Source organism: Rhizobium sp. BK008 (assembly GCF_014197345.1).
GTDB classification, from domain to species: Bacteria; Pseudomonadota; Alphaproteobacteria; order Rhizobiales; family Rhizobiaceae; genus Rhizobium; species Rhizobium anhuiense.
Genome location: NZ_JACIFK010000011.1, coordinates 120,622 through 140,926, shown reverse-complemented (window position 1 = coordinate 140,926; position 20,305 = coordinate 120,622). Strand labels below are relative to the sequence as shown.

At 59.7% G+C, this 20,305-nt stretch carries 24 protein-coding genes and 1 pseudogene; 6 read left to right on the top strand and 19 right to left on the bottom strand.

The window, feature by feature from the left end; all coding sequences use genetic code 11:
* Positions 1–113: 113 nt before the first annotated feature.
* The 12 genes and pseudogenes from FHT69_RS31140 to FHT69_RS31085 all read right to left on the bottom strand — a co-directional run bounded on the left by FHT69_RS31140 (position 114) and on the right by FHT69_RS31085 (position 6,929).
* Positions 114–1,145, bottom strand: a complete 1,032-nt coding sequence (locus FHT69_RS31140; protein ID WP_183906407.1) for an IS110 family transposase — start codon at positions 1,143–1,145, stop codon at positions 114–116.
* 323 nt (positions 1,146–1,468) lie between these two features.
* On the bottom strand, positions 1,469–1,663 hold the full coding sequence (locus FHT69_RS31135) for a hypothetical protein (protein ID WP_183905179.1): 195 nt from the start codon (positions 1,661–1,663) through the stop codon (positions 1,469–1,471).
* 53 nt (positions 1,664–1,716) lie between these two features.
* Positions 1,717–1,887, bottom strand: a pseudogene (locus FHT69_RS31130) (CopG family transcriptional regulator); the annotation flags it as partial.
* 89 nt (positions 1,888–1,976) lie between these two features.
* Positions 1,977–2,300, bottom strand: a complete 324-nt coding sequence (locus FHT69_RS31125) for a hypothetical protein (protein WP_246780777.1) — start codon at positions 2,298–2,300, stop codon at positions 1,977–1,979.
* Positions 2,297–2,575, bottom strand: a complete 279-nt coding sequence (locus FHT69_RS31120) for a hypothetical protein (RefSeq protein ID WP_183906405.1) — start codon at positions 2,573–2,575, stop codon at positions 2,297–2,299. Before FHT69_RS31120 ends, FHT69_RS31125 begins: the two co-directional genes overlap by 4 nt.
* Entirely contained in the window at positions 2,572–3,408 is an 837-nt protein-coding gene (locus tag FHT69_RS31115) for a hypothetical protein (protein WP_183906404.1), read from the bottom strand. Before FHT69_RS31115 ends, FHT69_RS31120 begins: the two co-directional genes overlap by 4 nt.
* Before the next feature lie 181 nt (positions 3,409–3,589).
* The gene (locus FHT69_RS31110; protein WP_183906403.1) at positions 3,590–3,883 is read right to left on the bottom strand and encodes a hypothetical protein; all 294 of its coding nucleotides are present in this window, start codon (positions 3,881–3,883) and stop codon (positions 3,590–3,592) included.
* Positions 3,880–4,086 (bottom strand): hypothetical protein, encoded by a 207-nt coding sequence (locus tag FHT69_RS31105; protein ID WP_183906402.1) that lies wholly within the window; start codon positions 4,084–4,086, stop codon positions 3,880–3,882. Before FHT69_RS31105 ends, FHT69_RS31110 begins: the two co-directional genes overlap by 4 nt.
* An 11-nt stretch (positions 4,087–4,097) precedes the next feature.
* On the bottom strand, positions 4,098–4,274 hold the full coding sequence (locus FHT69_RS31100; RefSeq protein WP_246780776.1) for a helix-turn-helix domain-containing protein: 177 nt from the start codon (positions 4,272–4,274) through the stop codon (positions 4,098–4,100).
* Between the two features lie 93 nt (positions 4,275–4,367).
* The gene (locus tag FHT69_RS31095) at positions 4,368–4,994 is read right to left on the bottom strand and encodes a hypothetical protein (RefSeq protein ID WP_183906400.1); all 627 of its coding nucleotides are present in this window, start codon (positions 4,992–4,994) and stop codon (positions 4,368–4,370) included.
* The gene (locus tag FHT69_RS31090) at positions 4,991–6,202 is read right to left on the bottom strand and encodes a tyrosine-type recombinase/integrase (protein ID WP_183906399.1); all 1,212 of its coding nucleotides are present in this window, start codon (positions 6,200–6,202) and stop codon (positions 4,991–4,993) included. Before FHT69_RS31090 ends, FHT69_RS31095 begins: the two co-directional genes overlap by 4 nt.
* Before the next feature lie 250 nt (positions 6,203–6,452).
* Positions 6,453–6,929, bottom strand: coding sequence for an Lrp/AsnC family transcriptional regulator (locus tag FHT69_RS31085; RefSeq protein ID WP_028758183.1), 477 nt, complete (start codon positions 6,927–6,929; stop codon positions 6,453–6,455).
* Between the two features lie 41 nt (positions 6,930–6,970).
* On the opposite strand from FHT69_RS31085, the gene FHT69_RS31080 reads away from it, so the two are divergent.
* From FHT69_RS31080 to FHT69_RS31070, 3 genes are all read left to right on the top strand, one after another.
* Positions 6,971–7,591 carry an RBBP9/YdeN family alpha/beta hydrolase gene (locus FHT69_RS31080; protein WP_028758182.1) on the top strand — a complete coding sequence of 207 codons (621 nt, stop codon included), beginning with the start codon at positions 6,971–6,973 and terminating at the stop codon, positions 7,589–7,591.
* Between the two features lie 246 nt (positions 7,592–7,837).
* Positions 7,838–8,047: a KTSC domain-containing protein gene (locus tag FHT69_RS31075; protein WP_028758181.1), complete on the top strand. Its 210-nt coding sequence runs from the start codon at positions 7,838–7,840 to the stop codon at positions 8,045–8,047.
* Positions 8,048–8,440: 393 nt separating this feature from the next.
* The gene (locus tag FHT69_RS31070) at positions 8,441–8,680 is read left to right on the top strand and encodes a CrpP-related protein (RefSeq protein WP_028758180.1); all 240 of its coding nucleotides are present in this window, start codon (positions 8,441–8,443) and stop codon (positions 8,678–8,680) included.
* On the opposite strand, the gene pncB is transcribed toward FHT69_RS31070, so the two are convergent.
* The 7 genes from pncB to FHT69_RS31035 form a co-directional block, all read right to left on the bottom strand.
* The gene (gene pncB, locus FHT69_RS31065) at positions 8,662–9,966 is read right to left on the bottom strand and encodes a nicotinate phosphoribosyltransferase (RefSeq protein ID WP_028758179.1); all 1,305 of its coding nucleotides are present in this window, start codon (positions 9,964–9,966) and stop codon (positions 8,662–8,664) included. The two genes, FHT69_RS31070 and pncB, sit on opposite strands and share 19 nt — an antisense overlap.
* 186 nt (positions 9,967–10,152) lie before the next feature.
* Positions 10,153–10,515: a hypothetical protein gene (locus FHT69_RS31060; RefSeq protein ID WP_183906398.1), complete on the bottom strand. Its 363-nt coding sequence runs from the start codon at positions 10,513–10,515 to the stop codon at positions 10,153–10,155.
* 92 nt (positions 10,516–10,607) lie between these two features.
* The gene (locus FHT69_RS31055; RefSeq protein WP_183906397.1) at positions 10,608–11,567 is read right to left on the bottom strand and encodes a glyoxylate/hydroxypyruvate reductase A; all 960 of its coding nucleotides are present in this window, start codon (positions 11,565–11,567) and stop codon (positions 10,608–10,610) included.
* A gap of 8 nt (positions 11,568–11,575) precedes the next feature.
* Positions 11,576–13,213: an ABC transporter ATP-binding protein gene (locus tag FHT69_RS31050; RefSeq protein ID WP_028758176.1), complete on the bottom strand. Its 1,638-nt coding sequence runs from the start codon at positions 13,211–13,213 to the stop codon at positions 11,576–11,578.
* Complete coding sequence (locus tag FHT69_RS31045; protein WP_028758175.1) at positions 13,210–14,358, bottom strand: ABC transporter permease; 1,149 nt, start codon at positions 14,356–14,358, stop codon at positions 13,210–13,212. The genes FHT69_RS31050 and FHT69_RS31045 overlap by 4 nt, the downstream gene beginning before the upstream one ends.
* Positions 14,358–15,446, bottom strand: coding sequence for a microcin C ABC transporter permease YejB (locus tag FHT69_RS31040; protein ID WP_047617429.1), 1,089 nt, complete (start codon positions 15,444–15,446; stop codon positions 14,358–14,360). The genes FHT69_RS31045 and FHT69_RS31040 overlap by 1 nt, the downstream gene beginning before the upstream one ends.
* A gap of 150 nt (positions 15,447–15,596) precedes the next feature.
* On the bottom strand, positions 15,597–17,426 hold the full coding sequence (locus FHT69_RS31035) for an extracellular solute-binding protein (RefSeq protein WP_132573881.1): 1,830 nt from the start codon (positions 17,424–17,426) through the stop codon (positions 15,597–15,599).
* 261 nt (positions 17,427–17,687) lie between these two features.
* Between FHT69_RS31035 and mepA the strand changes: the two genes are divergently transcribed.
* From mepA to FHT69_RS31020, 3 genes are all read left to right on the top strand, one after another.
* Entirely contained in the window at positions 17,688–18,764 is a 1,077-nt protein-coding gene (mepA, locus tag FHT69_RS31030; RefSeq protein WP_183906396.1) for a penicillin-insensitive murein endopeptidase, read from the top strand.
* A gap of 88 nt (positions 18,765–18,852) precedes the next feature.
* The gene (locus FHT69_RS31025; protein ID WP_028756082.1) at positions 18,853–19,233 is read left to right on the top strand and encodes a methylglyoxal synthase; all 381 of its coding nucleotides are present in this window, start codon (positions 18,853–18,855) and stop codon (positions 19,231–19,233) included.
* A 17-nt stretch (positions 19,234–19,250) separates the two neighbouring features.
* Entirely contained in the window at positions 19,251–20,276 is a 1,026-nt protein-coding gene (locus tag FHT69_RS31020; RefSeq protein ID WP_028756083.1) for a glucokinase, read from the top strand.
* Positions 20,277–20,305: the final 29 nt, after the last annotated feature.

Here is a 20,305-nt window from a genome sequence, read left to right as displayed (position 1 = left end):
CGCACTTAGTCAGTGCGGATTTTATCCCGGCCTGTCCTACTTCATAATTATCACGCGTGCCGCTTATTCCGTCCTGCACCTATTGGTATTGTTTAAGAAAAGCTTGGTGGAGATTATGCTCCCGCTCGTTCACTGGGAGCTTCGTAGCTTCCACCTTTGGTGAGCAACGCCCAGATGACCCTTGCGGTCTTGTTCGCTAGTGCCACTGCCACCACCTTCAGGGGACGTCCGTCCAAAAGCCTCCGCAGCCACGGCGATGGAGTTCCACGCCGGCGAGCGGCAATGAGCACCGACATCGCTCCCATGTAAAGAAGGGAACGCAGTTCTACGTTCCCCATCTTGGAAATGCGGCCAGATCGCAACCTTTCGCCACTCGCGTTGAGCTTCGGCGTGAGACCGAGCCACGATGAAAAGTGTCGAGCTGTTTTGAAATACGCAGCATCAGGCACATACGCCTTTATAGTGGATGCTGTCACAGGTCCAACACCAGGAATAGCTGTGAGCCGGCGAATATCCTCGTCCTCCTTTGCCACGGACGCGACTTGTCTATCAATGCGTTCAATTCGTGATGTGAGCGCCTCAATCTCAGCGAGGATCTCCTCAAGCACGGTACGCGCGCTCGGGGGAACGCGAGCGTCACCTTCCTCTGGAAGTGCGGCGGCCAATTTGCCGATGTTCGGGATGCCGCGATCTGCAATAAGGCCGAGTTCGGTCATGTGGCCGCGCAATGCGTTCATTGCATTCGCCCTCTGGCGCACAAACAAGACCCGTGTCCGCAAAACCATTGCTGCCGCCTGCTCTGTTGCCGTCTTCAGCCGAACCGACCGGATATCGGGCCGCCTCATGGCTTGGCTGATGGCTATCGCGTCGCCGGCATCCGTTTTTCCGCGGGTGACAAACGGCTTCACATACTGCGCCGGCAAAATTTGTACCTCATGCCCCAACGCGCTAATCTCGCGACCCCAGTGGTACGCGCTTCCGCAGGCTTCCATCGCCACGACGCAAGGCGGAAGCTTCTCGAAGAAAGGCCGAACCTCGCTCCGTCGTAATTTTCGATTGAATAACGTAGCGCCCTGTGCGTCCGCGCCGTGGACCTGAAATACCTGCTTGGCTATGTCCAACCCGATTGTTGCAACGGTGTTCATGCTCCGATCCTCTTGTTGAAGTTGCGGGAGCAATCTTTTGCGCGGAGCATGTAAGCTGTGTGACCGAGGAGCGAAGTTATTGTGATGAAGGCTTGGTCGCCATTCCTGCAATGCTGTAAATGCTGTAAATGCTGTGAATGCTGTAAATGCTGTGAATGCTGTGAATGCTGTGAATGCTGTGAATGCTGTGAATGCTGTGAATGCTGTGAATGCTGTGAATGCTGTGAATCAAGATCCAACCTCGGATGACATTGGATTTCATCCATCCATGAGATGGGGTGGAAACCGAGGCAAACAGCGCGGCCTCAAGGATTGGACCAAGCCTACTCTTCGTATTCCAGCTCGGCTATTTCATCTGTCAAGGCGACCACGTGCTCGCTTAGAACCTCAGCCACGTTGTCGAGAAGCTGGGCCAATTCGGGGTCGCTGTCGAAAAGTTGCTCCTGCTTGGCCTTCAACTTTCCGATATAGAAATTGTGGATATGCAGTGAACCAGTCATCTGCGCGAGGCTTGGCATGCTGATACTCCATTTCGTGTTTGCGCTTCGGCGCCCACCAAGAATAGCGCGGCTCAGGCACTCCCATCAACATCGCCATCTTCGTCGAGCTCGTGCACCGGCAGATAGGTGTTCTTCTCCATCCACTCCCTGACGATAAATCTGATCGTGTCGTTGCGCGTCATGCCGAGCCCGCCGGCCAGGTCGCGCAAAGCTTCCTCGACGTCATCCTCCATTGAGACGGCGAGGAGGGCGACAGTGTCCGTGGCGGTCATGGCGCCGAAGGTGACATGGAGTGCGATGAAGTCAAGACCGCCGGCAGCGTGCTCCGAGCCTACACCGATAGGCCAAGGTGATCGAAGAACCTGCGCACCCTCGGATGGTGCCTGTTACCGCTCCTGAGCAGCTCCAGGGCTTCCATGTCCCCGTGTATGACCATCTCAAGCGCCGGGGCGGAAATCTCGATCGGCGCGCCGCTATTCGTCTGCCGGCTGATACCGAAAAGTTTGCACCAGGTCCGCAGTGTTCTATCCGTCTTGCCAGTGCGGTGAACTGCTTCCTTCAGGGTTATGATATCGCTCCGCTGCATGAGGATAGGCCATGCGCCGGTCGCCACTGCAGGAAGGCTTTCAGAATTCTCTATAGGTGCGTTCATCATGCGGCGCTCCTGCTGCTTTCGCGCCGATCGGCAAGCCGGATCACTAAGGTATCGCGAAACGGTGGCGTGTAGCCGCGCACCAGGGCGCCGAAGAAAGCCGCGGCCTTCCGCTCGAAGCGTAGGCGACCATCAAGGATTTGCGCGCCGGTGGCGGAGTCGCCGCAGGGCGCGTTACGGTAACGACCATGTAACGTTACATCGCGTGACGTCACGTGAGGGCTATCCTCAGGCTGCCGACTGGCTGCCCATTCCAGCAAATCAAGCTGCTCGCTCATGCTGCAGCCTCCCCAGGAGCCAGGATATTCGAAGCCATCCGCGGAGTTAGGACTCCGGCCTGCAGCATGCTCAGCAGCCGGCGCTGGACGATGTCAGGTACATCCCGACCCTCGCAAATGGCCTCCATCATCGCCCGAGCTTCGTCTTTATCGCTTGGCACGGGAATGGGCTCATCAGAACCGTCCCCGCGAGACATTGCCGCATAGCCGGCGGCCTCCGAAGGGTCGGGTTGCCCCGTCGGGTGGCTTTCGTAGGTGTTGTCTGTGAATTCGAGATCAGCTGTTAAGAAATCTATCCCTTCAGAGAATATACCTCTAGGGTATTCGTCTAGGGAATTGGGTATCGTTTCGTTACGAACGGGGGTATCGTTTCGTTCCTGATAAGCATTTTCGGGGAGTATCGTTTCGTTACCCCCCTCGATGAGTTCACGAGTTCGTTGCCGCCGTTTCCGATCTCGTTTCGCTGCTGCCAGCGCCTCCCTGGCAATCCTGAGATGGTCATCGATAATCTGCTTGCGGGCATTAGTGAGGCGATACATGGTTGCGCCCTCATCCGTCACATACATCGGGACGAGATAGCCGAGTCTTTCTAGCGAGGCCTTCGCTCGGAGCACGCGCGGCTTGCTACCGCCCGTACGCAACATCAACTCGGGCAGTGAGCAGAATGCCTGCGGTCGCACTTCACTGGCGAAGTGGAGATAGGCCTTGATGACCGCCAGGCAGGCGCCACCAGCTTTTGGATCGGCGTTGACGGTGTCGAGGAAATCGAATTTCCAGGTCGCGTTCGCACGCACCGCTGCCTCGTCATTGTTCGTTAGTGCGGAAGCCATCATCCAAAGGCCCTCCGCAAGGTCCGGAATTTCTGCGCCAGACCACAGGCTTGCGCCGCCTCAAGTGCGCTCAGCGAGAACATCGCGCGGATAGTTGGAACCACCCTTTCGGGTGGCTCCTTCTCATAAGCGAGCCATTGGGCGGCTGCAATAACCCGTGGGTTATGTGTTTCGCCGGGGTCGCTCATGCCGCGTCCCTTCCGTTGTCCAGAATTTCGACTTCCGAGCGCAGGACGTATCGAGCGTGCGAACCAGGAAACGGGCCGCCGTGGGTTTCGTCGAGCGTCTGTATGGTGAAGCCGAAACGCCGCAGCTTGAACACATAGTGACTCCACCGCGGGCCGGGATGATCGATCGGAGTGCAACCCCCTTCGCCGGCCTTGACGAGGTTCTGAAGCGCCCAGGCGTCCCGCCCAACAACTTTGGTAGGCGTTCCATCGGGGAGAATACGGGCGGTGATGATAAGACGCTTTGTCATGCCACACCTCCCAGGCCGGAAAGCTCGCAGATGACGCGGGCATGGTGAACCGTAACGCCGCACCGCCGCATGACGGCGCGTGTTGCTTGAATTTCAGAGGGGGTTGCGATAGGGTCCTGAATATCAAAGGCACTTGCAAAAGCTTTGATTTCCAGAACCCGGTTAGCGCCTGGCCGCGCTGCCGGGTTTTCCATATGGATCATGGCCGCACCTCTTAAGCTGCGACCGGAAGAGACTTGAGGTAGGTCTCAAGTTCCTCGACCAGGATCAACGTTCGTTTCCCGCTCTTGCGGGGCTTAAGGCTGCCGTCCTTGAACAGCTTGTAGAGATTGGTTCGGCCGATGCCGCTGATCTGAACCGCTTCAGGAACTGTGACTGCGAGCTTGGTCATTGGATTGTGTCCTTGTCTGTTCATTTGAACAAGGACACCATGTCAGGCTCGTCACCGGCGAAATACCACAGTTAAATCGGCAGGCTTTTAAAGTTACATTCTTGTAGCGTTCTTCGTCCGTCCTGCCTTGCGGCGCTCACCTCGATCGGCATTGTGGGCTGATACTCGGTTTTCAATCTGCTTGGCTTTGCTCTCAAGCAGGAGGCCGGAGTGATTGGGGAAAAGTTCCGTCGCCAGACGGTGGCAAGCTTGACGTTGCGAGATGCCTTCAATTTTCATGATATCGCGGACCATAACAGAGTAAGCTGCTGCGTCTTTATGCGGGCGCTTTCTGTCCAGCGGGTCTCCCAACAGGCCAATCCCGCCACGGGCGCTAGGCCTGCCGCGCTTAGCTTGAGGCGCCAAGTCTTTGTGCTCTTTCGCTACGACCAACAGTGCCGGCAATCGCCAATCGGAGGAATGGAGCAACGAGATACCGTGGCGTACCGCGAAGTCCAGCAGTCGTCGCTCAAACCGAATTTCTTCGAGAGCGCCACTATTGCCTAAAAACCTATTCCGATTTAACGCGCGCTCTCGCTGATCAAGGCTACTTCGGATGACCAGAGCTTTGATGCGTTCCCGCATCGCCAGAACTTCGGGATCGATTAACTCAATACCGGCCAGGAGCCCAAAGGTCGCCACTTCTTGAGTTTTTGCCTCACGCTCATCCTTATTCGTCATTGCCTTCGGCGACCCGCGAGTTGGACAATTTCAATGCTCTTAGATCCAGATGATGCCAGATATCTTTCCCAGGCCTCCATTAACTTCCTACGCTTGGCCAAGGCGTCACTTCGGCGATACGCGCGTTCGGTCTCGTCACCAACCGCGTGGGCTAGGGCCGCCTCGGCAATTTCCCGCGGAAAAGAAGTCCGATCGCCCGCCCAGTCTCGAAACGCCGATCGGAACCCGTGAACAGTGTAGGGGGCGAACTTCAGCCGGCGCATGAGCATAGCCATTGCCATCCCAGAAAGGGGCTTATCTTTCTTCTGCCCAAGAAAAATGAGTTCTCCGGCGCGAATGGCGTGAAGCGATTCCAGGATGCGAACGGCGGTATCCGTCAAAGGTACGCGATGTTCCCTGCCCGCCTTCATGCGCTCCTTGGGGACCACCCACACCCTATGTTGAAAATCGATTTCCTTCCAGGTGGCGCCGAGAACCTCGCCGGAGCGCGCCGCGGTCAGAATTAGGAAGTCGAGCGCGCGAGCCGCCATTGCGTCCGAGGCTCGAAGTTCAGCCACGAAGCCTGGCACCGCTTCGAATGCCATAGCGGCATGGTGGCCACGCGTCAGCTTCTGTCGAGGAGGTAAAATGCTCTTGAGGTGTCCCCGCCAAAGAGCCGGGTTTTCTCCTGAACGCCAGCCTTTAACCTTCGCGTAGTCAAGCACGCGTTCGATACGGCCGCGGAGCCGGGACGCGGTTTCACTCTTAGTCATCCAGATCGGCTTAAGAACCTTCAGTACGTCATCCGTGCCTATCGTGGAAACCTTCCTCGATTGAATGGCCCTACAATACTCGGTGAGAGTCATTCGCCATTGGCCGCGATGCTTCTCGTTTCGCCACTGCACGTCCATAGAGGCCAGAAACTTATCGACACATTCGCTGAATGTCGGCTCGGCCTCCTTAGCTTTCTCCGCAATCGGGTCCCTTCCCTCGGCCACGACTTCCCTGCAATCCGAAGCCTTGGCGCGGGCCTTCGCTAAAGAGACCTCCGGATAGGCACCCATGCCCATCTCCCGGCGCTTCCCGTCCCGAGCCCACATAAACACCCAGGATTTTGTGCCGTTCGGCGTTACGTTTAGATAGAGCCCACCACCGTCGCTGTGTCGGCCGGGAGGCAACTTGCTCGACTTTATCGAAACGTCCGTAAGCTTTTGAAGGGTGCGCGCCATTGTGTCCCCACTTCTGTCCCCACTTCGGAGTGGGGATGGCTATGAACCGTGGCGAACAATATAGAACGAGCGCTTACAAAAATACAGCGATTCCCGTTATTTCCCGGATAATCCCGGACGGCCCCGGACGATGGTTAGACGGACACCCTGTCCGCCATATCCCCGTTTCTCAATATAGATTTCAAACCGTATCGCGAGCGGGACGCGGAAGCGTTTTTGGCGGCGCGCTTCACTGGTCGTCCGCATATTCTCAAACGCGCTGCAGCAGGGCGCGTCCAATCGGCTTCGGATTCTCGCCGCGCAACACCAGGGATGTCGTCACGGCCCCAAAACGCGCGATCGTGTCAACGATCGTTTCCAGCTCTCCAGGCGACGGAACCAGCACCTTCAAGAGAAAGCAGTCCTCTCCGGTCAGGCGCAATACTTCCATGACTTGCGGCATCTCGGCGAACTGTTTCAGACAGGGTTTGATATGCTCATGCGTCGTGCGCAGGCGAAGCACAGCCGTCATTCCAATTCCCAGAGCGGCAGGGTCGATACGAGCGGAGTAACCGGTAATGATGCCGCGGTCTTCCAGTCGTTTGACCCGTTCCGATGCCGCCGGCTGAGAGAGCCCGACCCGTCGGCCGAGTTCGGAAATCGCAATGCGGCCGTTTTCCTGCATCGCTTCAATAATGGCGATATCGGTTGGATCGAGCAAAACCCGATTGTTTTCCTGAAAAGCCATGGGATCACCTTGAAATCATCGGAGAGCGGCGCGGTTTTCCGATGATCATTCATTCCGAAGCAAATGAAAATGCATCATTTTCACCTGCACGGATGATCAGAGGAAAAGACATGAGGGACATCATTATATTGCCGGGGATTGGCGGTTCGGGCGAGGCTCATTGGCAAACGCGCTGGGAAAGGTCGAACCCCAAAATGCGGCGTTTTCAACCGGCCGATTGGGAAAAGCCCGACTTGGCGGACTGGATTTCAGCCCTGGAGCGCGCCGTCGGCGCATCGGCAACCCCTCCCCTGCTCGTCGCTCATAGCCTTGCCTGTCTGCTGGTCGCTCATTGGCAGCAGATTTCCTCACTTGCCGTTGCCGGAGCGTTTCTTGTAGCGGTCCCCGATCCGCAGTCCGTGTCATTCCCTGAGGAGGCCGCCGGATTCGCAGATCCGCCATTGCAACGAATGCGCTTTCCCACGCTGATTATCGCAAGCGCCGATGATCCCTTCGGCACGCCAGGCTATGCCCGTGCACGAGCCGATCTGTGGGGCAGCGGCCTTGTCGAGATCGGCCCTTTCGGCCATATCAACGGGCAAAGCGGCCTTGAGGATTGGGGCCCGGGAAGGGCTCTGCTGACGGCGTTCTCCGCCGGATTGGCAAAATCTGATCGGGCTTGATCTTGTTTCCGGCTTCACGGATCAAATGACTGACACAGGCCTTTGCGTGTGCGGGACGCGTGCGAGAGAGGGCAACGAAATACACCGCTCACAAGCGTGCGTTCGAGGCTTTCGAACCCGGCGCTGCGATGGTGCTGCGGGTTTCAAACGTCGAAAGATTCCTGATTTTTTACCATGCGAGTTCACCGCGTCTTTGCACGTTTGGGTTTACCGTCTGCCAAATTTAAAAAAACAGAGGTAAAACAGGTGGAAGAACTTTCGGTAAAGTCGAAGATCATCAAATCCGTCTATTTCAGCCAGGATGACGGGCGGCTCAGGATTTGTTTCAAGAATGGCGAGGAACGTCTGTTCGAAGGCGTGCCCTCCTCCGAAGCCCATGCGATGACGGCAGCGCCGTCTCCCGGCCACTACTATCTCGACCGGATCAGAACCCGGTTTCGCAGATTGGCGGCCTGAAACCCCGAGGAATGCCGCGAGCCTACGTTGCAGGATTGCGTAGGATCGGGACGAGGCCGGTGGATATTAACCTGTCGTTAGCCATTGATGTCATCTGGGTTGGATCACGCCTGCCGGAAAGCGGCAGTTTGTCGGCGCTGCCGGCTGGTTCAAGGTCGGCAAGCCGGGAGGCTCGGCGGCGGACCCCAGCCAGGAAGCCGAGCCTCCCCGTCACTAGGCGTTCATGGAGCGCAAGCCGAGCGTTGTCACGCTCGGCCAGTTCGGGCTCCGCCATCCCTGGATTAGCGCATTGGGGCTAATCCTGTGAAAAACCCAAATCATCGCATCAGGACTCGACAATGCTTTATTAGCATGATTGCATAAATGCATCGGATGAAGACCCGGGGGGTAATGATGTTCGAGAATCTGCTTGAGATGCAGGAGCGTGGCGCACGGGACCGTGCACGTGGCCGCAGCCTGGCCGACAATCCGATGTCGAAGCCGGATATCCTGCCGATCACCGATTTTCAGGAATGGTACTCGATGTTCGACGCCTGGCGCTTCGGTTGGTCGATCGAGGATGCGATGTCGGGGCATACCAATGCGCCTCGGGATGGCGGCACCTCGTCCCGGAGCTATACGAGAACGGTCTGATCGACCCTGTCTTCGGCGCCGAAGAATTTCAGGTAGCGTTCGACCTCTGCCGGTTCGCCCGTCGCCTTCTGCGGGTTGTCGGAGAGCTTCACCGCCGGACGGCCATTGGCGTCACTGACCTTGCAGACGACGGAGATCGGGTTGAGGCCGGAGATTTCGATCGGCGCGCAGCCGGAAAAATCGTTCGTCAGATTCGTGCCCCAGCCGAAGCTCATGCGCACACGGCCTTCGAAATGCCGGTAGGTATCGATGATGGCATCGACATCGAGGCCATCGGAGAAGATCAGCAGCTTCTGGCGTGGATCACGGCCCATCTTCTTCCACCAGTCGATGATCTTCTCGCCGCCTTCGATCGGCGGAGCACTGTCCGGGCGGAAGCCGGTCCAATCGGCGACCCATTCCGGCGCGTCGCGCAGGAAGGCGGCAGTGCCGAAGGCATCCGGCAGGACGATCAGAAGATTGCCGCCATAGAGCTTGTTCCAGTCGCGCAGGATCTTGTAGGGCGCGTTGCGCAGTTGCTCATCGGTTTGGGCAAGGGCGGCGGCCACCATCGGCAGCTCGTGGGCATTGGTGCCGACGGCCTCGAGATCGGAATCCATAGCCAGCAATACGTTGCTGGTGCCGGCAAAGGCCGGGCCGATGCCTTCCTTCAGCGCTTCGACGCACCAGCGCTGCCAGAGGAAACTGTGACGGCGGCGGGTGCCGAAATCGGAGATGCGTAGGCCCGGCAGTTCCTTCAACCGCTCGACCTTCGACCACATCTTCGCTTTGGCCCGGGCATAGAGCACATCAAGGGTGAAGGGGCCGAGCGCCTTCATCGCGGAGCGTGAGCGCAGTTCGTTGACGATGGCGAGCGCCGGGATCTCCCACATGGTGGTTTCCTTCCACGGCCCGTGGAAATCCAGAACATATTGCCCGTCCTTCTTCGACAGCTCGTATTCGGGAAGCTGGAAATTGGAAAGCCAGGCAAGGAATTCCGGCTCGAAGATCTGGGCGCGGCCGTAGAAGCTGTTACCCGCAAGCCAGATCATCTCCTTTTTCGAGAGCCGCAACGTGCGGGCGTGATCGAGCTGTTCGCGCAATTCACCCTCGTCGATCTCCTCGGCAAGATGCACGCGCTTGGTGCGGTTGATGAGGGTGAAGGAGGCGTTCACGTCCGGATAGAGCTTCCAGATCATCTGCAGCATCAGCAGCTTATAGAAATCGGTATCGATCAGGCTGCGGATGATCGGATCAAGTTTCCAAGCGTGATTGTAAACGCGTCTTGCGATATCCGTCTTGGCCATGAAATTCCCGCCCCTGTCCACTCCGGTCAGGCGCTGCCAAATTCCCGGGTCGTGCCACGTTCCCGGCCGGCGCACGAAACCGGCTCGTGCGCCTTCTTATCGAAAAATCGGCAGACAAAGTCCAGATAAAACAATACGCACCCCGCGGCCTGCACGGCGGCGGGATGCGAGCGCGCATCCTCACGCTTATTGGGCCGGTGCGGCGGGTTGGGCTGGCGCTGCAGGCGCGACACCAGGGGCGGCCGGCGTCGTGTTCTGAGTCTCGGTCGGAACCGCAGTGCCGTTCTGAAGGCTCGGCGCTGGCGCGGTGCCTGACTGTTGCGACTGCAACTGCTGGCCGGGCTGCTGCGGCGCCACGTCGTTTGCCTCACGCTGGCCCCAGATCTCGACCGGTATCCAGACCACGAAAGCGAGCACCAGAGCCGCGAGCAGCACCAGTAGGATGCGATAGCCCGTGCGGCCCTGCCTGGCCTTTACAGGCGGGATCTGCTCTTCCTTGTGAAGCTTGCCATCGGACTTTTCCCAGCGTGTTTCCGTCTGATGCGCCATGATCGTCTCCTTCGGCTGTCTTGACGGACCGATCCGGCCGTCAAGAACTCGAAGGAGAAAACGGGTTGCCGTCTGGAAGGTTCCGTGCGGCTCTAATAGCCGACGGCGCGGTCGACCACGAATTGCAGCCGCTCGCCGCGCTCGAAACGGGCGATCTGGGTCTCGACATGGCGAAACAGCGCATTTTCTTCGGAGACGGCCGCGTCATGCGGCGTGATGAAGACGTTCTGCAATTCCCATAAGGGGTTGTCGGCGGCGAGCGGCTCCACCTCGAAGACATCCAGCGAAGCGCCGCCGAGGGTACCGTCACGAATGGCGGAAACGATATCGGCCTCGACATGACTCTTGCCGCGGCCGGCATTGATGAAAACCGGCTGCCCGAGCGCGCCGTTGCGGCGCAGCTTGGCAAACAGCCCTGCGTTATAGAAGCCGGAGGTTTCGGGCGTCAGCGGCAACAGACCGACGAGGATATCCGTCCTTGCGAGAAAACTGTCCAATCCGCCGGCATCGAAGGTTTCGACGCCATCGATCTGTTTGCGGCTGCGCGACCAGCCGATGACGTTGAAACCCATCACTCTCAGCTTGGCGACCGCATCCTGCCCGAGAATACCGAGGCCCATGACGCCGACCGTCACCTCAGCCGCCTCAGGCGCGATCAGCTTGGCCCATTCACGCTGCCGCTGATGGCTGTCATGGGCGTATTGCCCGCGCAGATGCATCAGGCACTGCATGACCACCCATTCGCTCATACGGGTCGTTAGACTGCGGTCGACGAAGCGGACGATCGGGATCTCGGGCAGGCCGGCCATGCCGATGATGTGGTCGACGCCGGCGCCGCCCGAGAAGATGACCTTGAGATTCGGCGCCCGCGCGAAAAGGTCGGCATCCGGCTTCCAGAGAAGGGCGTATTCGACCGCGCGGAGATCGCGTGCCTGATTGGCCGGATCGGCGAGATTGATGCTGCCGCGATCGGCAAAGGCCGTCTTCAGCACGCGGACGACGCCTTCGGCATTGAACTTGATATCGACGAGAACAGGAGGACTTGCGGACATGATCTTCTTTATTGCTGCACAGCGGGCGTCGGCACCGCCTCGATGTTGAAAGCGGCGGCCATCAGCGCCCGGGTATAATCGTCCTTCGGCGCGCGGAAGATTTCCGCTGACGGCCCCTGTTCCACCACCTTGCCGAAACGCATGACGATGACATCGTTGGCGAGCGCCTTCACCACCTTGAGGTCGTGGCTGATGAAGAGATAGGCGAGATCGTGTTTCTTCTGCAGGTCGCGCAGGAGATCGACCACCTGGGCCTGGACACTCATATCGAGCGCTGAAGTCGGCTCGTCGAGCATGACGAAACGGGGCTTCAGCACCATGGCCCGGGCGATGGCGATGCGCTGGCGCTGGCCGCCGGAGAATTCGTGCGGATAACGCCAGCGGGTCAGGGGATCGAGACCCACCTCCTCCAGCGCCCAGCAGACACGCTGGTCGCGCTCCTCCGCGGTCAAGGAGCGCTCGTGCACCTTCAGCCCCTCGGCGACGATGTCGCCGACCGACATGCGGGGGCTGAGCGAGCCATAGGGATCCTGGAAGACGACCTGCAACTGGTTGCGCAGCGGCCGCATCTCGCTGAATGAATAGCCGGCTATATCCGTGCCGACAAAGGCGATCCGTCCTTGCGAGGAAATCAGCCGGGTGAGCGCCAGGCCGAGCGTGGTCTTGCCGGAACCGGACTCACCGACGACGCCGAGCGTCTGGCCGGCGCGCAGCGACAGATCGATGCCGTCGACCGCCTTCACATGATCGACGACGCGACGCATCAGCCCTGCTTTGATCGGGAACCAGACGCGGATATCGGACCCTTCCATCACCACCGGCTTCGACGGATCGGCCAGCGGCGGCTCGCCGCGCGGTTCGGAAGCGAGAAGATGGCGGGTATATTCGTGCTTCGGGTTGGCGAAAACCTCCTCGACGGTTCCGGTTTCGACGATCCTGCCCTTGGTCATGACACAGACGCGATCGGCGAATTTGCGGACAATGCCGAGATCATGGGTGATGAACAGCATCGACATGCCATGTACGGCCTTCAACTGCCGGAGCAATTCGAGGATCTGCGCCTGTACGGTGACGTCGAGCGCCGTGGTCGGTTCGTCGGCGATCAGCAGCTCCGGCCGGTTGGCGAGCGCCATGGCAATCATGACGCGCTGGCGCTGGCCGCCGGAGAGCTCGTGCGGATAGGCTTTCAACCGCTTCTCCGGTTCGCGGATTCCGACCTGGTTCAGCAATTCCAGCACACGCTGGCGCGCCGGCTCACCGGTGAGTCCCTGGTGCAGGGCAAGGATCTCGGCGATCTGCTTCTCGATCGTATGAAGCGGATTGAGCGAGGTCATCGGCTCCTGGAAGATCATGGTGATGTCGTTGCCGCGCACTTCCCGCAGCGCCCGCTCCGACGCCTTCAGAAGGTCCTTGCCCTTGAACAGGATTTCGCCGGAGGGATGGCTTGCCGAGGGATAGGGCAAAAGCCGCAGGATCGAGTTGGCCGAGACCGACTTGCCGGAGCCGGATTCGCCGACCAGCGCCACGACCTCGCCTTTGGCGATATCGAAGGAGATGTGATCGACGGCCAGCGAGGTTTCGCCGCCTTGATGAAAGGCAACCGAGAGATCGCGGACGGAAAGCAGCGGTTCTTTCATGTCACTCATTGGAACGTCTTCCTCGGGTCGAAGGCATCGCGCACGGCTTCGCCGATGAAGATCAGCAGGGACAGCATGATCGACATGGCGAAGAAAGCCGTCAGCCCGAGCCACGGGGCCTGAAGGTTGGTCTTGCCCTGGGCGATCATCTCGCCGAGCGAGGGGGAGCCCGGCGGCATGCCGAAGCCGAGGAAATCGAGCGAGGTCAGCGTGGTGATCGAGCCGGAGAGGATGAAAGGCAGGAAGGTCAGCGTCGCCACCATGGCGTTGGGCAGCAGGTGACGCCACATGATGGTGCGATTGTTGACGCCGAGGGCGCGGGCGGCGCGGACATATTCGAAATTGCGAGCCCGCAGGAATTCGGCGCGCACGATGCCGACGAAGCCGACCCAGGAGAAGAGCAGCATGATGCCGAGCAGCACGAAGAAGCCGGGCGGCAGGAGTGCCGCGATGATCAGCAGGATGTAAAGCACCGGCATCGACGACCAGATCTCGATGAAGCGCTGCAGCAGCAGATCGGTCCAGCCGCCGAAATAGCCCTGCACCGCACCCGCCGTCACGCCGATGATCGCCGAGCAGATGGTCAGCATCAGGCCAAAGAGCACCGATATGCGGAAACCGTAGATGACCCGCGCCAGCACGTCGCGCGCCTGATCGTCGGTGCCGAGCCAGTTGAGATTGCCGAAGGTGCAATCGGGATCGTTCACGCCTTGCGGATAACCGGCGCAGCGCTCCTCCTTGGTCATCAGCCAGAACGGGGCGGTGGGTGCCGAATGGGGAATGTTGGAATTGACCGAGCGGTAGGAATAGCGGATCGGCGGCCAGATCATCCAGCCATTGGCATCGATCTCATCCGCAATCACCGAGGAACGGTAATCGGTTTCGGCGAGGAAGCCGCCGAACTTCTCCTCGGGATAGTCGACCAGCACGGGAAACAGGATCTCGCCCTTGTAGGAGGCGATGATCGGCCGGTCGTTGGCAATGAACTCGGCAAACAGGCTGAGGACGAACAGCACCAGGAACAGCCACAGCGACCAGTAGCCGCGGCCGTTTGCCCGGAAATTCTGCCAGCGGCGGATGTTGGTCGGCGACAGCAGGCCCTTGCGCGGCGGCTTGACGGGCGTGGCGACGGCAGGATTTGCGGCGGCGTCCATCAGACATCCCTCCGCTCGAAATCGATGCGCGGATCGATCCAGGTGTAGATCAGGTCGGAAACCAGGCTGACGAAGAGGCCGAGCAGCGAGAAGATATAGAGGGTGGCGAAGACGATCGGGTAATCCCGGTTGATGACCGAGAGATAGCCGAGACGGCCGAGGCCATCCAGCGAGAAGATGTTTTCGATCAGCAGCGAGCCGGTGAAGAAAGCGGAAATGAAGGCGCCGGGAAAACCGGCAATGATGATCAGCATGGCGTTGCGGAAGACATGGCCGTAGAGCACTTGGCGCTGGTTCAGGCCCTTGGCGCGGGCGGTGACGACATATTGCTTCTTGATCTCCTCGATGAAGGAATTCTTGGTCAGCAGCGTCGTCGTGGCAAAGGCGGACAGGGAAAGCGAGATCAACGGCAGGGTCAGGTGCCAGAAATAGTCGAGCGGCTTCTGCCACCAGGCCAGCTGGTCGAAATTATCGGAGACCAGGCCGCGCAGCGGAAACCAGTCGTAGAAGGAGCCGCCGGCAAAAAGCACGATCAGGAGAATGCCGAAGAGGAAGCTCGGCACGGCGTAGCCGACGACGATGACGCCCGATGTCCAGACATCGAAGGTCGATCCATCCTTGACCGCCTTGCGGATGCCGAGCGGAATGGAGATGGCATAGGAGAAGATCAGGATCCAGATGCCGAGCGAGATCGACACCGGCAGCTTCTCCTTGATGAGCTCGAGCACCGAGGTGTTGCGGAAGAAGCTCTCGCCAAAATCGAAGCGGATGTAGTTCCACATCATCTCGCCAAAACGGGTCAGCGGCGGCTTGTCGAAGCCGAACTGTTTTTCGAGCTTGGCGATCAGTTCCGGATCAAGCCCCTGGGCGCCGCGATATTTCGAGCCTTCATCGCTGCCGGTGCCGCCGAGAAGATCGCCGCCGCCGGACAGTCGCTGGTCGGCACTATCGGCCTGACCGGTCAGTTGGGCGATCACCTGCTCGACGGGACCGCCGGGGGCGAACTGAATGACGATGAAGGAAATCGCCATGATGCCGACAATGGTTGGAACCATCAAAAGCAGGCGGCGAAGGATATAGGCGCCCATCAGCCTTCAGCCTCCGGGAATGTTTTTCCTGTCTGCCCGCCGTCCAGTCTAATGCCGCTCAATCCGCCAGCCTTCCCTTGCCGGCCCTGCCGGCTTGTCGTGATTCGCTCGTGCCATTTGGAGCCGAGGGCCCCTTCATTGCAAGCCCGCTCATTTTGCCGAGGTCGACCACCAGGCTTCCGGGAAGCCAAGGCTGTAGGCCGGGAATTCGGCCGGATGCGTGACCGTGTTCCAATAGGCGATGTTATAGGTATCACGGTAGAACAGCGGGATGACGTAGTGATTTGCCAGCAATACGCGGTCCATGGCTTTGATCGCAGCAACCTGTTCATCGCGGTTCGGCGCGAAGATAATCATGCGAATGAGCTCATCGACCGCCGGGTTAGCAATACCGGCGTAGTTGCGAGAGCCCTGCTGGTTGACAGAGCCGGATCCCCAATAGTCGGCTTGCTCGTTGCCCGGGTTCATGGTCTCAGCCCAGACATTCCAGATCATATCATAGTCGAAGCTGCGTTCGCGGTTGACAGCTTGCGAGGCATCGACCGTCCGAACCCGCGCATCTATGCCGATTTTCTTGAGATTGCTGGCATAAGGCACCGCCCAGCGCTCCAACATCGGGCTCGACAACAGGATCTCGAAACTCATCGGCTGGCCGGTCTTGCTGTTGACCATGCGATTGCCCTTCAGCTCCCAGCCAGCGTCTTTCAGTAGCGCGATTGCCTTGCGGAGGTTGTCACGGCTCTTCTGCGGATCGCCGCCGACCGGATTGGTATAGGGCGTGGTGAAGATTTCTGCCGGCACCTTGTCCTTCATGCCCTGCAGAATTTCCAGTTCCCTGCCCTGCGGCAGGCCGGAAGAGGCAAGCTCGGTGTTCCAGAAATAGCTGTCGATGCGTTTGTAACTGTTGAAGGCGACAGTGCGGTTCAGTTCCTCGAAGTCGAACCCGTAGTTCAAGGCTTCGCGGACTCTGATGTCCTTGAAGAGGTCACGCCGCATATTGGGCACCAGCGCTTGCAGGATGCCGGTGGAGCGCAGCGGGTTTGCAACCTCCTCCTTCTTGACCCGTCCTTCCTTCACTGCGGGAAAATCATATCCCGTCGCCCAACGGGCAGCGGTGGTTTCCTGCCAATAGTCGCTGTTGCCGGCGCGAAAAGCTTCGAACTCGACGTCCCGATCACCGAAATAGGTGTAGATGACGTTGCGGAAATTGTTCTGGCCGACATTCACATTGAGGTCCTTGCCCCAATAGTCGCCACGCAGTTCATAACGGATTGTGGCGCCGGGCGAGAAGGAAGCGATCTTGTAAGGTCCGGACCCCATCACGGGCTCCAACGTCGTCCTGGTAATGTCGCGCGGTTTGCCGTCCGGTCCGGGCGCCTCCCACCAATGTTTCGGGACGACCATCAACTGGCCGAGAATGTTCGGCAGTTCGCGATTGTTCTTCTCATCGAAGATGAAGGTGACGTCACGCTCGCCGGTTTTTTCCGCTTTGACAACGTGCTGGTAGTAATTGCCGGCGAGCGGGTTCAAATCCTTGGTCTTGTCCAGACTAAAGATGACGTCTTCGGGCGTTACCGGCTGACCATCGGCCCATTTCGCTTCCTTCCGCAGCCGAAAGGTCGCGCTCGACACGTCATCGGGAACGGAGAGGCCTTCGGCAAGCAGGCCGTAGGAGACGAGAAGTTCGTCATCGGCCGGCTTCAGCAACGTGTCGTAAACAAGCGACAGACCTACGGCTGTCTGGCCCTTTGCAAGCAGAGGATTGAAAGTGTCGAAGGCGCCGCTTGCGGAAAGACGGAGATCTCCACCTTTCGGCGCATCGGGATTGACGTAGTCGAAGTGCGCAAAGCCCGGTTTGTACTTCATCTGGCTGACGACCGAGCTTCCGATCTGAAACGGCTGGTCCTGGGCCGTTGCCGTCAGTGGCGCCACAGCAGCAAGCGACAGAAACAGACCGATCTTCGACCATAGAGCCGTCATTCACACTTTCCCCTGTTTTTTCATTGATTCGACAATACGAAAAATAGGGGCGAAAAACAGGAGAGAGTTTGGTTTTTGCCGGGCTCGCGAAATTTTGAGCCATCGTCTCGCCTCGATGCGTCGCCTTCGCAATATGCGGCGCAACTCTGCGGCGATCCGTCACCGCCGCTTCCCACCACCAGCCAAAACATCGATTCACCAAAATCGCTTTTCACGATAGATTTGACGCAAATCACTTCGGCAGCGGTTCAAGGAAATAGCATGGCTTTCGGCTTCGCTCAGGCTTTCAGGACATTCGGCAAACTGACGCTTGCCGGCGCAATCGGCGCAAGCCTTGCCGCCGGCGATGTCGGAGCTCAGCAGAAGACACCGAGCCCGGGCAGCGCCAAGGGGCAGTTCGGCGCCGTCAGCCTGCCGACGCAGGGACCGGCGCAACCGATCGGCTTTTACGCAAAGGGCTGCATGACAGGTGCGGTGGCGCTGCCGGCCGACGGGCCGACCTGGGAAGCGATGCGGCTTTCGCGCAATCGCCGCTGGGGCAATCCGGCGATGATCGCGCTGCTCGAACGTCTTTCTGAGGATGGGGTCAAATATGCCGGCTGGCCGGGCCTTCTCGTCGGCGACATTGCGCAGCCGCGCGGCGGGCCGATGTTCAACGGCCATGCCTCCCATCAGATCGGCCTCGATGCCGATGTCTGGTTTACGCCGATGCCGGCGCGCCGCTTGACGGCCGAGGAGCGCGAGGATCTGCCCTTCACCACCATGCTGCAGAAGGACAAGTTCCTGACCGTCGACCCGAAGGTCTGGACGCAATCGCGGGCGCGTCTGTTGATGCTGGCGGCAAGCTACCCCGAGGTGGAGCGTATCTTCGTCAACCCGGCGATCAAGAAGAAGATGTGCGACACCTGGACGGGCGACCGCACCAATCTCGGCAAGCTCCGGCCGGAATATGGCCATGACTCGCATTTCCACATCCGCATCAAATGCCCGCCCGGTGCTGCCGGATGCACGCCTCAGGCTTCTGTTCCTGCCGGCGACGGCTGCGACAAATCGCTCGCCTGGTGGTTCACGCCGGCGCCCTGGGCGCCGCCGAAACCGCCGAAGCCCGGCGCCAAGCCCCCGAAGCCGCCGCGCGAGATGATGGTCTCCGACCTGCCGAAGGCCTGCGCCGCCGTGCTCGATGGTGCTTCCGTCGCCTCGATGCAGGCCGCCACCTATGGCGGACCTTCCGCTGCAAGCGCGCTCACTGCCGCGCCGGCCGCGGAACCCGCCGCCGGCACGGACGGCGCTTTGCCCGATGTCGGTCCGGTTCCGAACGACAAGCCGGCGATCCAATGAAACAGGCCTGGGGTGCGTTGTCTTTCAAATCGCAAACTCTTGGTATAGAAGCCATCAAATCGATTGAATTGTTCGGGCGGAGGGGTTGATGGCCGGCGGCAAATGCCTTGCATTGATTGCGCATGACCAGAAGAAGGACGACATGGCGGAATTCGCCCGCACCAACCGGGACATTCTCTCCCGCTGGAAGATCGTCGCCACCGGTACGACCGGCGGACGTGTGCTCGATGCCGCCCCCGACCTCGACGTTGTCAGGCTGAAAAGCGGGCCGCTCGGCGGCGACCAGCAGATCGGCGCACTGATTTCGACCGGCGAGGTGGATGCCCTGATCTTCTTCGTCGACCCCTTGACGCCGATGCCGCACGATGTCGACGTAAAGGCGCTGATGCGGCTTGCGATCGTCTATGATATTCCGATGGCGCTCAACCACGCGACCGCTATAAAACTTCTTCCCACACTCGAAGCCTGATCAGCACGGGACCGGCCATGCCAAAACCGAATAACAGCACCGCTCCGCTGCCTTTCCCGATCCTGATCGGCGATATCGGTGGCACCAATGCCCGCTTCTCCATCCTGACCGATGCCTATGCCGAGCCGAAGCAGTTTCCGAACGTACGCACGGCTGACTTCGCCACGATCGACGAAGCGATCCAGAAAGGCGTGCTCGACAAGACGGCCGTACAGCCGCGCTCGGCGATCCTCGCCGTCGCCGGCCCGATCAACGACGACGAGATCCCGCTGACCAATTGCGACTGGGTGGTGCGGCCAAAGACGATGATCGAAGGCCTCGGCATGGAGGACGTGCTGGTCGTCAACGATTTCGAGGCGCAGGCGCTGGCGATCGCCGCCCTGTCGGATGAAAACCGCGAACGCATCGGCGATGCCACCGGCGACATGATCGCCTCGCGCGTCGTGCTCGGCCCGGGCACCGGCCTCGGCGTCGGCGGGCTCGTGCATGCCCAGCACAGCTGGATCCCGGTTCCCGGCGAAGGCGGCCATGTCGATCTCGGACCGCGCAGCAAGCGCGACTATGAGATCTTCCCGCATATCGAGACGATCGAGGGCCGCGTCTCGGCCGAGCAAATCCTCTGCGGCCGCGGCCTCGTCAATCTCTACAATGCCATCTGCATCGTCGATGGCATCCAGCCGACGATGAAGGATCCCGCCGATATCACCTCGCACGCGCTTGCCGGCACCGACAAGGCGGCTATCGAGACCGTCTCGCTGTTTGCCACCTATCTCGGCCGCGTGGCGGGCGACATGGCGATGGTGTTCATGGCGCGCGGTGGCGTCTATCTCTCCGGCGGCATCTCGCAGAAGATCATCCCGGCGCTGAAGAAGCCGGAATTCCGCATTGCCTTCGAGGACAAGGCGCCGCATACCGCGCTGCTTCGCACCATCCCGACTTATGTGGTGACGCATCCGCTGGCAGCACTTGCCGGGCTTTCCTCCTACGCACGGATGCCGGCGAACTTCGGCGTCTCGACGGAAGGCCGCCGCTGGCGGCGCTAGAGCGTCCTTGGCGCGTCCTCTGCGGGGAC

Bases quoted from the DNA above. Each gene is read 5' to 3' on its own strand.
- FHT69_RS31120 (WP_183906405.1), bottom strand. From the start codon at position 2,575: ATGAGCGAGCAGCTTGATTTGCTGGAATGGGCAGCCAGTCGGCAGCCT.
- FHT69_RS31080 (WP_028758182.1), top strand. From the start codon at position 6,971: ATGATCATTCATTCCGAAGCAAATGAAAATGCATCATTTTCACCTGCA.
- FHT69_RS31045 (WP_028758175.1), bottom strand. From the start codon at position 14,358: ATGGACGCCGCCGCAAATCCTGCCGTCGCCACGCCCGTCAAGCCGCCG.
- FHT69_RS31115 (WP_183906404.1), bottom strand. From the start codon at position 3,408: ATGATGGCTTCCGCACTAACGAACAATGACGAGGCAGCGGTGCGTGCG.
- FHT69_RS31100 (WP_246780776.1), bottom strand. From the start codon at position 4,274: ATGACCAAGCTCGCAGTCACAGTTCCTGAAGCGGTTCAGATCAGCGGC.
- FHT69_RS31025 (WP_028756082.1), top strand. From the start codon at position 18,853: ATGGCCGGCGGCAAATGCCTTGCATTGATTGCGCATGACCAGAAGAAG.
- FHT69_RS31020 (WP_028756083.1), top strand. From the start codon at position 19,251: ATGCCAAAACCGAATAACAGCACCGCTCCGCTGCCTTTCCCGATCCTG.
- FHT69_RS31060 (WP_183906398.1), bottom strand. From the start codon at position 10,515: ATGGCGCATCAGACGGAAACACGCTGGGAAAAGTCCGATGGCAAGCTT.
- FHT69_RS31135 (WP_183905179.1), bottom strand. From the start codon at position 1,663: ATGCCAAGCCTCGCGCAGATGACTGGTTCACTGCATATCCACAATTTC.
- FHT69_RS31035 (WP_132573881.1), bottom strand. From the start codon at position 17,426: ATGACGGCTCTATGGTCGAAGATCGGTCTGTTTCTGTCGCTTGCTGCT.
- FHT69_RS31055 (WP_183906397.1), bottom strand. From the start codon at position 11,567: ATGTCCGCAAGTCCTCCTGTTCTCGTCGATATCAAGTTCAATGCCGAA.
- FHT69_RS31110 (WP_183906403.1), bottom strand. From the start codon at position 3,883: ATGACAAAGCGTCTTATCATCACCGCCCGTATTCTCCCCGATGGAACG.
- FHT69_RS31070 (WP_028758180.1), top strand. From the start codon at position 8,441: ATGTTCGAGAATCTGCTTGAGATGCAGGAGCGTGGCGCACGGGACCGT.
- mepA (WP_183906396.1), top strand. From the start codon at position 17,688: ATGGCTTTCGGCTTCGCTCAGGCTTTCAGGACATTCGGCAAACTGACG.
- FHT69_RS31085 (WP_028758183.1), bottom strand. From the start codon at position 6,929: ATGGCTTTTCAGGAAAACAATCGGGTTTTGCTCGATCCAACCGATATC.
- FHT69_RS31095 (WP_183906400.1), bottom strand. From the start codon at position 4,994: ATGACGAATAAGGATGAGCGTGAGGCAAAAACTCAAGAAGTGGCGACC.
- FHT69_RS31040 (WP_047617429.1), bottom strand. From the start codon at position 15,446: ATGGGCGCCTATATCCTTCGCCGCCTGCTTTTGATGGTTCCAACCATT.
- pncB (WP_028758179.1), bottom strand. From the start codon at position 9,966: ATGGCCAAGACGGATATCGCAAGACGCGTTTACAATCACGCTTGGAAA.
- FHT69_RS31105 (WP_183906402.1), bottom strand. From the start codon at position 4,086: ATGATCCATATGGAAAACCCGGCAGCGCGGCCAGGCGCTAACCGGGTT.
- FHT69_RS31140 (WP_183906407.1), bottom strand. From the start codon at position 1,145: ATGAACACCGTTGCAACAATCGGGTTGGACATAGCCAAGCAGGTATTT.
- FHT69_RS31050 (WP_028758176.1), bottom strand. From the start codon at position 13,213: ATGAGTGACATGAAAGAACCGCTGCTTTCCGTCCGCGATCTCTCGGTT.
- FHT69_RS31090 (WP_183906399.1), bottom strand. From the start codon at position 6,202: ATGGCGCGCACCCTTCAAAAGCTTACGGACGTTTCGATAAAGTCGAGC.
- FHT69_RS31125 (WP_246780777.1), bottom strand. From the start codon at position 2,300: ATGATGAACGCACCTATAGAGAATTCTGAAAGCCTTCCTGCAGTGGCG.